We start from the raw sequence: 13983 nt of genomic DNA, 5'->3' as shown, positions 1-13983 counted from the left end.
CGTGTGGACGAGGGGCGGATTCTTCGAGGCGAGAGACCGCGTTTCCCGCCGCCTTGGGGATAACGCTGGACAGCGACCTCGGTGGTGCACACTCCCCGTGGAGAACCGCGATCGCCGAAGAGAGATCGAAAAAGGAGATAGCCTCGCGGCGCCCATCCATCCACATATCCAAGGGACCTACTCCTACTACTGAAGAGATCAAGAAAAGAAGAAGAGAGAAGAAGAAGGGGGTTCCTCCCGAGTCTCGCAGGCAGTTTCGCGCGCGAGGCGGGATACCCTGAATCTCGCGCGCCGAGACATCCGTATCTTATTGAAACGAAAGGAATTATTGGTTCCCGCAGGCGGGTCTTTTCCCTTGCCGGTCCCACCCCTTTTCCCTATACTGCGGCTTGAATGGGGGCGTTCGTCCCGCGCGCGCGGGATCGATCCCTCGCGAGGAGGATGTTCATGGAATTCGTGATCGACAAGGCGGACCTTTCGAAGACACTGGACCTCGTTCTTCATGTCGTTCCGCCCAAGACGACCCTGCCCGTGCTCTCGAATCTCCTCCTCGACGCGAAGAGCGACGCGATCACGGTCGTCTCGACGGATCTCGACACCTCGATCTACACGACGGTCTCGGGAAAGGTCGAGGAGCCTGGGGTGATCACGGTTCCCGCGCGGCGCCTCGGCGAGATCGTCCGTCTTCTTCCGGAGGCGCCGATTCGCATCCGTTTGGAGGAGGAGACGCGAATCCGGATCGAATGCGGAGAGACGCGCTACGCGATCATGGGGATCGCGGAAGAGGAGTTTCCAAAGGTTCCCGCGATCCAGTCGAAGGAGAAGATCTCGCTCCCCGCCGCGACGCTGCGACGGATGATCGGGAAGACCGCGTTCGCGGTCTCGAAGGACGAGACGAGACCCGCGCTGAACGGGATCTTCTGGCGCATCGAGCCCCTCCGCATGGAGATGGTCGCCACCGACGGCTACCGCCTCGCCAAGATCGAGAAGAGCGGAAAGTTCCCCGTCAAGGGGAGGAAGGAGTTCTTGGTCTCGCCGAAGGCGCTCGGCCAGATGGTTCATCTCTTCGGCGATTCGGACGAGGCGGGCGTGGAGATCACGGTCGACAACAACTATCTCGTCTTCTCCTTCGGAGAGACCGTGGTCTACTCGCGCCTCCTGGAGGGACCCTTCCCGCGCTACGAGCAGGTCATCCCGAAAAGCAACAACAAGATCGCGGTCGTGGAGCGCGCGGGGGCGATCACCGCGTGCCGGCGTGTCGCGATTCTTTCCGACACGCTGACGCACCAGGTCCAAGTCACGATCGACAAGGAGACGATGACCTTCCGCTCGAACACCCCGGATCTCGGCGAGGCGACGGATCACGTCGCGGTCGAGTACGCGGACGAGAAGATGGATGTCGGATATAACGCCCTCTACCTCACCGACATTTTGAGGAACATCGATGGCGACCGGGTGAAGGTTCGCTTGGACACACCGATCAAGGCGGCGCTCTTCGAGCCGGTCGAACAAGAGGCCGATGAGAACTACTTCTGTTTGCTCATGCCTCTTCGCCTGGCGGAGTGAAGCGGGCGGGGGCGCGATCGGGAGGTGACGCTCGAGAGGCTCAGGCTCGTCGATTTCAGGAACTTCCGGGAGCTGGAGGTCGATTTCGCCGGACGCTCCGCCGCGATTTGGGGCCCGAACGGGAGAGGGAAGACGAACCTTCTCGAATCGATCTTCGTGCTCGGAACGACGCGATCACATCGCACGCGGCGAGACGCGGAGATGGTCCGCTTCGGGGCGCGGGCGTTCGCCGTGAGCGGCGAGTTCCGCGGGGGGGAGGGGACGCGAACGACGCTCGCGATCTCGTTCGACGAGGAGAACGGGAAGAGAGGGAGCGTCGATCGCAAGGAGGCGGAGCGCCTGAGCTCGATGATCGGCCGCTGCGGGGTCGTCTGCGTCGCACCCGAGGACGTGGAGATCACCGCCGGGGAGCCCGAGGGGCGCCGGCGGTACATCGACCTCACGCTGTGCAGCCTGAGCGCGCGCTACCTCCGGTCGCTGCAAGAGTACGGCCGCGCGCACCGGCAACGCGCGCGCCTTCTGCGCGACGGGCTCGCCGGGAGCGGGGCCGCGCACCTGGACACGTGGGACCGCCAACTCGCCTCGTGGTCCATTCCCCTTTTCGCGATGAGAGAAGAGGCGATCGGCACGATCGGTCCGATCGCGGAGGAAGCATACTGCGATCTCGGGGGAGGCGAGAAGCTCGCAATCGTCTACGTGCCGGGAGCGGAAGAGGCGGAGATGCGTTCGGAGGAGGCGTTTCTCGCGGCGCTCAGGGAGCGGCGGGCGGCGGATCTCCGCACGGGGCGGACGTCGATCGGGCCGCACCGGGACGATGTCTCGATCCTTCTCGACGGCAAGCCGATCCGAACGTTCGGATCGCGGGGCCAGCATCGAACCGCCGTGCTCGCCCTCAAGATCGCCGCGGCGCGTCTCATCAAGGCGCGCACGAGGGAAGAGCCGATCCTCCTCCTCGACGACGTCTTCACCGAACTCGACGAGAGCCGTTCCGAGGCGCTCGCGGAGCGCCTGGCGGCGGAGGGCCAGGTGTTCGCGACCGGCACCGACCGGGAGGCGCTCGCCCGGCACGTGCGCGGGGCGGACCGTTTCGCGCTCGAAAAGGAAGGAGCGCTCGTCCTTGAGCGGTAAGTGGATGACCATCGGAGAGGTTCTCGCTTCGCTCCTCGAACGACGAGGTCTCAACGATCGCGTGCGCCGGCACGCGGCTCTTCTCGGCTGGGAGGAGACCGTCGGGGCGAAGATCGCGGAGCGGGCGTGGCCCCTCGAAGTGCGCGGGAAGACGCTCTTCGTCGGCGTGAACGGGTCGGCGTGGATGCACGAGCTTCAGTTCCTCAAGGAGGACATCCTCCGCAAGCTGCACGAAAAAGCCGGGGGCGACGAGATCGAAGAGATCCTCTTCGTCGCGGACGACGAGCGGCGCAAATGGGGCGCCCATCCGGCGGGAAGAAGACGGCGCGATGGAAGAGACGAAACCTAGAAACCGGAAGACGAACAACCAGAGCGTCGACGCCGGCGGCTACGATGCCGACAAGATCACCGTGCTCAAGGGGCTGGAGGCGGTGCGTCTCCGGCCGGCGATGTACGTGGGGAGCACGGGGGAGCGCGGACTGCATCACCTCGTGTACGAGGTCGTGGACAACTCGATCGACGAGGCGCTCGGCGGCTTCTGCGACGCGATCGAGGTGACCGTCCACAAGGACAACTCCGTCACGGTCGTCGACAACGGGCGCGGGATTCCGGTGGATGAGCACCCGACGGAGAAGAAGCCGGCGGCCGAGGTCGTGATGACGATGCTCCACGCGGGCGGCAAGTTCGACTCGCGGAGCTACAAGGTGTCGGGCGGTCTCCACGGGGTCGGGGTCTCGGTCGTGAACGCGCTCTCGGAGTGGTTTCACCTCGAGATCTATCGGGACGGAAAGATCTATCGGCAGACCTACGAGCGCGGGGAGACGACGTCCGGCCTGGAGGTCGTGGGAGAAACCGACCGAACGGGGACCAAGGCGACGTTCCTCCCCGACCGGGAGATCTTCGAGAGCATCGAGTTCGACTACGACGTCCTCGCCCCGCGGATGCGGGAGCTCGCGTTCTTGAACAAGGGACTTCGGATCCAGATCACCGACGAGCGCGGGAAGGGGGCCGAGGACATCTTCTGCTACGAGGGCGGGCTGGTCGAGTACGTCAAGATGCTGAACCGGAACAAGGAGGTTCTGCACGATCCGCTCTACGTGAGCAAGGAGAGAGACACGGTCACGGTCGAGGTGGCCATCCAATACAACACGACGTACCAGGAGAACGTGTTCTCGTACGCCAACTCGATCAACACGATCGAGGGGGGCACGCACCTCAGCGGTTTCCGCACCGCGCTCACGCGGTCGCTCAACTCGTACGGCAACAAAGAGGGAATGATCAAGGGAAGCGCGTCGCCGCTCAGCGGGGAAGACGTCCGCGAGGGGCTCACCGCGGTCGTGAACGTGAAGCTCCTCGGCCCCCAGTTCGAGGGACAGACGAAGACGAAGCTCGGCAACAGCGAGGTTCGCGGCGTCGTCGAATCGGTCGTCGGGGAGTGGCTCGGCGAGCAGCTCGAGACGAACCCATCGATCGCGCGGCGGATTCTCGAGAAGTCGATCTCCGCGTCGAGGGCCCGCGAGGCGGCGCGCAAAGCGCGCGAGCTGACCCGCCGGAAGAGCGCGCTCGAAAGCGGCAACCTTCCGGGAAAGCTCGCCGACTGCTCGATCCGCGAGCCGGAGCGGTGCGAGATCTACATCGTCGAGGGCGAGTCGGCCGGCGGCTCCGCGAAGCAAGGGCGCGACCGCGCGTTCCAGGCGATCCTCCCGATCAAGGGGAAGATTCTCAACGTCGAGAAGGCGCGGCTCGACAAGGTCCTCTCGAACGAGGAAATCCGGACGATCATCACCGCCCTCGGGACCGGGATCGGCGAGGACGAGTTCGACGCGGAGAAGGCGCGCTATGGGCGCGTGATCATCATGACCGACGCGGATGTCGACGGCGCGCACATCCGCACGCTCCTCCTCACCTTCTTCTTCCGGCACATGAAGCCGCTCATCGAGTCGGGCCGCGTGTACATCGCGCAGCCTCCGCTCTATCGCGTGCGGAAGGGGAAGCAGGAGTGGTACGCGTACAACGACGCGGAACGCGACCGGATCCTTGCGGGGCTCGAGGGGAGAAAAGGGGCGGCCGTGCAGCGCTACAAGGGCCTCGGCGAGATGAACCCCGAGCAGCTCTGGTCGACCACGATGAACCCCGAGAACCGCACCTTGCTCCGCGTGACGCTCGAGGACGCGGCCGAGGCGGATCACATCTTCACGGTTCTCATGGGCGAGGAAGTGGAGCCGCGGCGCGCGTTCATCGAGGAGAACGCGGCGTCCGTGGCGAACCTAGATATTTAGGCGGAAAGAAGTATGTCTCAGGAAACGGTGCTTCCGGTTCGTCTCGCGAAAGAGATGAAGGAGTCGTACCTCACGTACGCGATGAGCGTGATCATTCAGCGCGCGCTCCCGGACGTGAGGGATGGACTGAAGCCGTCGCAGCGGCGGATTCTCGTCGCCATGAACGATCTCAATCTCGGGCCGGGAAGCCAGCACCGGAAGTGCGCGAAGATCGCGGGCGACACGTCGGGAAACTACCACCCGCACGGCGAGCAGGTGATCTATCCGACCCTCGTCCGCCTCGCGCAGCCGTTCAACATGCGCTATCCGCTCGTCGACGGGCAGGGGAACTTCGGTTCGATCGACGGCGATCCGCCGGCGGCGATGCGCTACACCGAGGCCCGGATGACCGCGCCCGCCGTCTTTCTACTGGAGGATCTCGAGAAAGACACGGTCGACTTCGTCCCGAACTACGACGAGACGAAGGACGAGCCGGTCGTTCTTCCGGGCAAGTTCCCGAACCTCCTCGTGAACGGGTGCTCGGGGATCGCCGTCGGCATGGCGACGAGCATCCCGCCGCACAATCTTCGCGAGACGGCGGACGCGCTCGTCGCGCTCATCGAGGATCCGGATCTTCCGGACGTCGCGCTACTCGACTACGTGAAGGGCCCCGACTTCCCGACCGGCGGGATCATTCACGGCGTCGAGGGGATCCGGAGCGCGTATCTCAGCGGACAGGGGCGCGTCACGGTGCGCGCCCGCACGTTCGTCGAGACGGACAAGAAAGACCGCGAGCGCATCGTCATCACCGAGATTCCTTATCAGGTAAACAAATCGGCGTTGATCGAGAAGATCGCGAGCCTCGTGCGCGAGGAGAGCGTCGAGGGGATCGCGGATATCCGCGACGAGTCGGACCGGAAGGGGATGCGCATCGTGATCGAGCTGAAGAAGGACGCGCCGACCCGCGTGATCCTGAACCAGCTCTTTCAGAGAAGCCAGATGCAGGACACGTTCGGCATCTCGCTTCTCGCGCTCGTCGGAAAGAAGCCCCGCGTGCTCACGCTTCGCGAACTCCTCGACGAGTTCATCAAGCACCGGCACGAGATCGTGCGGCGGCGGACGGTCTTCGATCTCGCGAAAGCGGAGGCGCGCGCCCACATCCTCGAAGGGCTTCGCGTCGCGATCGACCACATCGACGCGATCATCGAGCTGATTCGTTCCTCGCCGGATCCGGACACGGCCCGATCCGGGTTGATGGAGCGGTTTTCCCTAAGCGAGAAACAGGCGCAGGCGATCCTCGATATGCGCCTCCAGCGCCTGACCGGTCTGGAGCGGCGCAAGATCGAGGAGGAATACCTCGAGCTCATCAAGACGATCGAGAATCTGAAGGGAATTCTCGCGAGCGAGGCGCGCATCCGCGAGATACTGAAGCAGGAGATCCTCGAGATGCGCGAGCGTTTCGGGGACGAGCGGCGGACCGACATCATCGACGACATCGTTTCCTTCGACAGCGAGGACCTCATCGCGGACGAGGACATGGTCATCACGATCTCGCACGCGGGCTACAGCAAACGCCTGCCCGTGGGAACGTACCGGAAGCAGCACCGCGGCGGACGGGGCGTGGCGGGGGCGGCGGTGAAGGAGGACGACTTCGTCGAGCAGCTTTTCATCGCCTCGACGCACTCCTACCTTCTCTGCTTCTCCGACCAGGGGCGCTGCTATTGGCTCAAGGCGCACCAGGTGCCGCAAGCGGCCCGCACCGCGCGGGGAAAGGCGATCGTGAACCTCGTGCGCCTCCGCGAGGGGGAGAAGATCACGGCGGTCGTTCCTGTGCGCGAGTTCCGCGACGATCGGTTCCTCGTGCTTGCGACGCGGCTCGGCACGATCAAGAAGACGCCGCTTTCGGCGTTCGGGAACCCGCGGCGCGTCGGCATCGTGGCGATCACGATGGAGGAGGGCGATCGCCTGATCGGCGCCAAGGTGACCGACGGGAACCGCGAGATCGTCCTCGCGAAGGCGAAGGGGAAGGCGATTCGTTTTCACGAGAAGGAAGTCCGCGCGATGGGGCGCGCCGCGAAGGGGGTGCGCGGGGCGACGGTCGACTCCGACGACGAGGTGATCGGAATGGTCACGCTCGAAAGAAACGGCTCGATCGTCGTCGTGACTGAGAAGGGCTTCGGGAAGCGGACGACGATCGACGACTATCGAGTGACGCGCCGCGGCGGCAAGGGAGTCATCACCGTGAAGGCGAGCGCGCGGAACGGACTTCTCGTCGGCATCCGCGAGGTCGTCGACTCGGACGAGCTGATGATCATCACGCGAAACGGGATCATTCTTCGGCTCGCGGTGAGCGGCGTCTCGATGCTCGGGCGGAACACGCAAGGCGTGAAGATGATCAACCTCGACGAAGGGGACGAGGTGATGGCCGTGGTTCCGGTCGTGCGCGAGGAGGTGGAAGAGGAGGGCGAGGCGAACGGGGACGAAGGCGAAGCGGGGATCGGAGCCCCGACCGAGAACGGCCGCCCGGACGAGGGGGAAGGGTAAGCGGGGTTGGTCGAGCGGGAATCACGGGGATCGCCCGGGCGGGACAGGAAGGCGCCGCTCTATCTTCACGAGGGGCGCAGCCCGCTCGGGGACGGCGCGGAGAGCGCCCTTCTCGTCGGGGTCGGGCTCGCCGGAGAGAGCCTCCGCGCGGTGGAGCGATCGCTCGACGAGATGGCGGAGCTCGCGCGAACGGCGGGGGCCCGGGTCGTCGGGCGCTTCCGGCAGCGGCGCACGCGCATCGAGGGATCCACCTACATCGGCAAAGGGAAAGTGGACGCCCTCGCGGCCGTTCTCGCCGAGAGCGACGCGCGCCTCGTCCTCTTCGACAACGACCTCACGCCCGCCCAGGGGCGAAATCTCGAGAAGGCGCTCCGCACGAAGGTCATCGACCGAAGCGAGTTAATCCTTCATATTTTCGCAATTCATGCGCGAACGGAAACTGCGAAGCTCCAGGTCGAGCTCGCGCAGCTCGAGTACACGCTCCCGAGGCTGCGGCGGCTGTGGGACCATCTCTCGCGGCTCGGGGGCGGGATCGGCACGCGCGGGCCCGGCGAGACGCAGCTCGAGGTCGACCGGCGGCGCGTGCGCGAGAGAATCGATTTCCTCAAAAAGAGCCTGAAGAAGCTCGCGGTGAGCCGCGACGTGCAGCGGAAGGGAAGGCGCGCGTGCGCGACGGCGGCGCTTGTCGGCTACACGAACGCGGGGAAGTCGACCCTCCTGAACCTTCTGTCCGGGGCGAACGTGAAAGCGGAGGACGAGCTCTTCTCGACTCTCGACACGACGAGCCGAGTCGTCGAGGTCGGGCGCGATTACCCGGTCGTGATCTCGGACACGGTCGGCTTCATTCGGAAGCTGCCGCACGCGCTCGTCGCGTCGTTTCGCGCGACGCTCGCCGAGGTTGTCGAGGCGGATCTTCTCGTTCACGTCGTCGACGCGTCGAACGAGGACGCGGAGGGGCAGATCCTCACGGTTCACGAAGTGCTGGACGAGCTCGGCGCATCCGACAAGCCGACGGTTCTCGTCCTGAACAAGATGGACCGCGTGCGCGATCCCCTCGTCGTGAACCACCTGACCCGGAGGTTCGGGCCCGCGGTCGCCGCGAGCGCGCGGACCGGACGGGGCGCGGACGAAATCCGCGCGGAGATCCGAGAGGCTCTCGTCGCCATGCGGCGCGAGGTGACTCTCGATATTCCCGCGGCCGAGTCGGCGGAGGTGGCGCGCGTGTATCGCGAGGGGGAGGTGATCGAGCGCCGGTTCGAAGGGGACCGGGTTCTGCTTCGCGCCCGTCTCCCGCTTCCCTCTCTCGAGCGCTGCCGCCGCAAAGGCTTCGTCGCCGTATCCGCCCGCTGAAGCGAGACCGCGCGATTTCACCTTCCTTGTTCTGTTTTGCGGCGAGTTCGTCTGCGAGCCTCCCGTGGGCCGTCAAGCGCGCGGCGCGCGATGCCGATGGGGGAGCGGACGTCGGCCGAACACCGAAACCCTCGTGCGGACTGGAGAACGAGCGTGCCGCGGGCGATCGAACGCAGCCGGTTGATTGACGACTCAAGAAAAGAGGAGTTTCTGGCGGCGCTCGCCGCGGCCTTCTCTCTTTCGATCGAGATCGAGGATGCATCGGGGGCCGTGGTCGCGCGGACCGGAGGAGAGGCCGAGATCGCGGCGTCGAAACCTCTCGCGGCGCGCGCGCTTCGCGTTCGGGGAAGCGCCGCCGGACGGGTCGTGATTCGGGGCTTCGAACACGACGAAAGACGCGCGGATTCGATTGCGCGCGCGGCGGCGCTCTACCTCGAGAACACCCTCGAGGCGGACTACCAACTGAAGAGCCTCGCGGGCGAGATCGTCGAGCGCTACGAGGAAGTGAACCTCCTCTATGATCTCGGCGGCGATCTCGCTTGCCGTTTCGAGGAAGACGAAATCGCGCGCGCGGCTCTCCGGCGGCTTGTCTCGCTTCTTCGCGCGGAGAGCGGAGCGGTCTTCGCGCGAAGAGGGACCGATTGGGAGGCGCTCGCGAAGGAAGGAGCGAGAAGCCTTCCGCCCGCGGGGAGCGAGCTCCTCGCGGAGGCGGTGAGACGACGAGGGCCCGCGCTCGCGGAGGAATCATCCCGTCCGCTCGCCGCCGCGCCGATCCTCCGCCCCTCGCGCGGGGCGGAGGAGGATCCGTTCGGAATGATCGTGCTCGCCGGGCCGGAGAGCCGGGGGCCGTTCGCCTCGGGGGATCTCAAGATCCTCGCCGCGGTGAGCGCACAGGCGGCGATCGCGATGGAGAACGCGCGTCTCCATCGGGAACGGCGGGAAAGGGAGCGTCTCGAGCGAGACCTTGTGGTTGCGCGCGAGATCCGGGCGGCGCTCCTCCCGAAAGAAGCCCCGAGGCTCGCGGGCGCGGAAATCTCTGGGCGCTCGGAGGCGGCCGCGAGCATCGGCGGGGACACCTACGGGTATCTTCCCGACGGACGGGGCGGGGCGACGATCGTCCTCGGCGATGTCGGGGGGCACGATCTCGGGAGCGCGCTTCTCATGAGCAGCGCGCGCGCGGCCGTCTTCGCCTGCGCAGCCGAAGCGAGGAACCCGGGCCGCGTTCTCGCGAAGGCGAGCCTTCTCCTCTATCGGGATCTTTCATGCGCGAACCTTCTCTTCTCGCTCGTCGCGGCCCGCTTGGAGGCGAGGAAGAAGCGCCTCCACACGGCGAGCGCGGGCCACCCGCCCCCTCTGATCGCTCGGGCGTCCTCGCGCCGCGCCGAGCGCATTCGTCCGCGCGGGCTCATCCTGGGCGTCGAGCCCGGGGGGCGCTATGAGGTCGTGCGGACCGATCTTGCTCCGGGCGACGCGGTCCTCTTCTACACGGACGGAATGACGGAGGCGCGCTCCGAGGAAGGGGCGTTCTTCGGCGAGGATCGGCTCGCCGAGCTCCTGGTCCGGAGCCGCCGCCTCTCCGCCGAGGGGATCGTGGAGGTCCTCTTCCGCGAGGCGCGTTCCTTCGCGCCCGGTCCTTCGAAGGACGATCTCACGCTCGTCGCGCTCAAGGTTCTTTAGCCCGATCGAAGCCGGCGGCTCTTCGAAAGTGTGGAGACGAGGAGCGTCTTCGCCTAGGATCGTCGCGGAGGGAGCACGAGCGATGGAAGACACGGGCGGCCGGGGGAGCGCGAGGATCCCGATCGACGCCGCGCTTCTCTTCCTGCTCGTCTTTCTCGTTCTGCCGAGCGAGGGGCTTCTCGAGTTCGGGAAGGAGCTCGGCGATCTCGCGGGGGCGGGCGGACCGTTCGCGCGGCTCTTCGAGAAGAGCCTCGTCCGGAACCCGATCGGCGCGATCAAGACGATCCTCGCGGTCGCGATCCTGATTCTCTACGCGCTCGTCTCCTTTCGCGTTCTTCTTCGCGGATCGATGCGCGCGCGCGCAGCGCTTCTCGCGGTTCTCGTTCTCCTTCTGGTCTTTCTCCCCGCCGCCGCCGAGATCGCGCTCCGCTTCCAAACGGGCGCTCGCGGCCACGCGCACGACGGGGGCGTCGTTCAGACCGAAGAGGCGGTTCGGTTCCTCCTCCGCGGCGAGAACCCCTACGCGGCCGATTTTCGATCGACGCCGATGGCCGGTCTCGAATGGGGCCCCGGAAATCCGGCGATCGTCCATCTCCCATATTTCCCGCTCGCGTTTCTCGCGCACGCGCCGTTTCTCGTGCTCGGCGAGCGAGTCTTCGGGGGATACGACGCGCGGTTCCTCCATCTGCTCTTCTATCTTTTTCCGTTTCTTCTCGTCGTTCGTTGGAGCGCGGACCCGGAGCGCAAGCTTCTGCTTGCCGCGCTCTGGGGGTTGAACCCCTTTCTCGTTCCGCATCTCGTGCAGGGGAGGAACGACGTGATCGCCGCGGCGATGCTCGTCGCGGCCGCGCACCTTCTTCTGTCGAGGCGCATGCGGGGCGCGGCGCTTCTCCTCGGCGGCGCGTGCGCGACGAAGCAGTTCGCGTTTCTCTTTGTTCCCTTCTTCGTTGTCGCCGCGGGGTCGCGCGAGCGGAGCTGGGCGCGGACGCTTCGATCGGGAATGTGCGCGGCGCGGGCGGGGCTTCTGCCGATCGCGGTCTTCGTCGTTCCGTTTCTTCTATGGGACGCGGCCGCGTTTCTCGACGATACGTGGGCGTTCAACACGGGGCTTGCGGAGGTGAGCTACCCGCTCGGCGGGACGCCCGGCTTCGGGCTCGGGTATCTCCTCGCCGCGCTCGGCGCGGTCCCGAGCGTCTATCACTACTTCCCGTTCGCGCTCCTTCAGATCCCGATCCTCTTGCCGCTCGGGTGGGTTCTTCTTCGCCGCGTGCGCGCGGACGGATCGGTCGCGGCGCTTCTCGTTTCCTTCGCGCTCTTCCTTCTCGTCTTTCTCTTCCTGTCGCGGATCTTCCACCACAACTATCTCGCGCCGATCTTCTTCTTCCTCGCCGCGCCGGCGTTCGGGGAGAGATTGCGCACGATCGGTACGATCGGTACCTGATACCTTATTCGGTCCGCAATCGGTACCTGATACCCTATTCACCGAAAGGTATCGGGCGCGGAAGCCGTCGGGGCCCTAACCCCTTCCGTCGCAAGCTCCCGAACCGTTCGGCATCCGTTCGGTATCAGATACCTTTGTCGCGACATCCTCTTTCCGGGCGCCTCCTGGTCCGGAAAAGGTATCAGGTACCGAAAACCGATATACATTTGTGAAGGGGAGAACGATGATGGCGAGAGAAGCATTGCAGGCGGCCGTGAGCTCGACATCGAAGGCCCCGGACGAGTCTTGATGAGAAAGGACGCGCGGAGATCGATGAACGGACTGGTTGTGCTCGCGGTGCTCGCGATCTACTTCCTGTTGGTGTGGGTCGTTCTTCCCAGGCTCGGGGTCCCCACCTGAGCGACCGGCTTCCGGGACGGGTGCCGTCCCGACGCGCACGAAAAGGAACGGGCGAACCCTCCCGAGGTGAACGAAAAGGGCAATTGACGGTCCCCCTAACTGATGATACTCTCTTGAGTTGTAGAGCCTAAGGAGGGACGGTCATGCGCACGTTTCGTCTCGTTTCGGTCGTCTTCGCGATCACGCTTCTCTTCGCTTCCTGCTCGGACAACGGCAACACGGTCGATCCCGTAGATCAACCGGGCGCCCTGAAGGGACGGGTTGTCGACTCCTCCGGAGAGGCGCCTCTCGCGGGGGCAACGGTCCGGATTGAGGGGACCGATCTCGTCGCGGTGACGGCGGAGGACGGTTCCTTCGAGTTCCCCGGTCTCGGCCGCGGCGATTTCACGGTGATCGTCGAGCCGCCGACGAGCGGGCCCTATCAATCGAACCGGGTGCGGATCAGCATTCATTCGGGCGAGACGGTGACCGTCGACGTGACGGTCCTTCCCGCCGACGCGGCGATCGGGGAGATCGCGATCTACCCGGAGTCTGCGCGCGTCGGCATTCTCGAGAGTGTCCAGTTCTTCATCGGGCCCCGATGGTGGAACGCGGGGGGCGCCGAGGACTTCCCGTCCTCGCCGCATCGTCCCACGTGGTCGATTCAATCGGAGGCGCCGATCGGCGTGATCTCGCGCGAGGGGATCTTCATCGGGACCGCGGTCGGGCGCGGCCGGGTAATCGCCTCGTTCAGCGATACGCTGAGCGCGGCCGCCGACGTTGAGGTGGTCGCGGATGGAGAGATCGCGCGGATCATCGTGCACCCGCCGCATTACCTCAGCGTGCCCGAGGGGGAGAGCCGCTATCTCGCCGCGTACGCAATCAACGGCGCGGGGAACATCGCGAGCGGCGTCCCGCTCGTGTGGGAGGCGGTGCCTGCCTCGCTCGGGACGATCGAGGTCGTGGAGGGCCTCACACCCGAGGAAGTGGAGCTCATCCTGCGGGGGCTCTTGTGGGGGAACGCCTGGCCCGGCGGCGCGGCGGAGAGCGGCGCGAGCGGGAACACGGACCCCTCTCCTCCGAGGGACAGCGGGGGGGCGGTACCGCCGGAACCGCCGGGGCCTTATCCTCCAGGGTTCGATCCTTCATCCATAAGCATTGTGCGCTTCACGGCGGCTTCTCCGATCGCCGAGGAGATGCGCGGTTGGATCACCGTGGGGGTCGAGGGCGCAACCTGGAGGAACACGATCGATCTCGCGGTCGTTCCGCGCGGGACCCTGACCTCCGTCGATCTGTACCCTTATGAGATCACGCTCTCGCCCGGCGAGGAGGCGGCATTCTTCGCGTACGGCGCGAACGAGTGGGGAGAAGTGATGGCGGATCTCGAGTACGAATGGTCGGTCGATCCGCTCGCGCTCGGGACGCTCGAGGAGATGGACCCGCCGTGGATGGGGCCGTGGGGAGAACCGGGGGGCGATCCGGACGAGCCCGCCGGCCCGAACGGCGTCTTCCGCGGATGGGCGCCCCCGGACGGCGTGGAGCCGCCCGGACCGATGCCGCCCGATCATCGCCCGATGCCCGGCTGGGGGAGCGCCGTGCGCTTCGTCGCGGCGGACCTCGGCGAGGGAGGGATCACGGTTC

9 protein-coding genes are annotated in these 13983 nt (G+C 66.0%); all 9 read left to right on the top strand.

The genetic code is table 11. The annotated features are described in order from the left end of the window. Positions 1-447: 447 nt before the first annotated feature. Positions 448-1566 (top strand): DNA polymerase III subunit beta, encoded by a 1119-nt coding sequence (gene dnaN / locus FJY73_11725; GenBank protein ID MBM3321333.1) that lies wholly within the window; start codon positions 448-450, stop codon positions 1564-1566. Between the two features lie 24 nt (positions 1567-1590). Further along, positions 1591-2694, top strand: coding sequence for a DNA replication/repair protein RecF (locus tag FJY73_11720; protein MBM3321332.1), 1104 nt, complete (start codon positions 1591-1593; stop codon positions 2692-2694). Continuing rightward, complete coding sequence (locus FJY73_11715; protein MBM3321331.1) at positions 2684-3043, top strand: DUF721 domain-containing protein; 360 nt, start codon at positions 2684-2686, stop codon at positions 3041-3043. Before FJY73_11720 ends, FJY73_11715 begins: the two co-directional genes overlap by 11 nt. Then, positions 3024-4973, top strand: coding sequence for a DNA topoisomerase (ATP-hydrolyzing) subunit B (gene gyrB, locus FJY73_11710; GenBank protein ID MBM3321330.1), 1950 nt, complete (start codon positions 3024-3026; stop codon positions 4971-4973). The genes FJY73_11715 and gyrB overlap by 20 nt, the downstream gene beginning before the upstream one ends. A 12-nt stretch (positions 4974-4985) precedes the next feature. After that, positions 4986-7496, top strand: coding sequence for a DNA gyrase subunit A (gyrA, locus tag FJY73_11705; protein ID MBM3321329.1), 2511 nt, complete (start codon positions 4986-4988; stop codon positions 7494-7496). 6 nt (positions 7497-7502) lie between these two features. After that, the gene (gene hflX, locus FJY73_11700) at positions 7503-8846 is read left to right on the top strand and encodes a GTPase HflX (protein MBM3321328.1); all 1344 of its coding nucleotides are present in this window, start codon (positions 7503-7505) and stop codon (positions 8844-8846) included. Positions 8847-8999: 153 nt separating this feature from the next. Continuing rightward, positions 9000-10523, top strand: coding sequence for a serine/threonine-protein phosphatase (locus tag FJY73_11695; GenBank protein ID MBM3321327.1), 1524 nt, complete (start codon positions 9000-9002; stop codon positions 10521-10523). 82 nt (positions 10524-10605) lie between these two features. Next, the gene (locus FJY73_11690; protein ID MBM3321326.1) at positions 10606-11964 is read left to right on the top strand and encodes a hypothetical protein; all 1359 of its coding nucleotides are present in this window, start codon (positions 10606-10608) and stop codon (positions 11962-11964) included. A 542-nt stretch (positions 11965-12506) separates the two neighbouring features. Then, the coding region (locus tag FJY73_11685; GenBank protein ID MBM3321325.1) for a carboxypeptidase-like regulatory domain-containing protein at positions 12507-13983 on the top strand (1477 nt) is incomplete at its 3' end.

This window comes from Candidatus Eisenbacteria bacterium (assembly GCA_016867715.1).
GTDB lineage: Bacteria > Orphanbacterota > Orphanbacteria > Orphanbacterales > Orphanbacteraceae > VGIW01.
The sequence above is the reverse complement of the archived record's forward strand: the minus strand, read 5'-3'. Positions and strand labels throughout refer to the sequence as shown.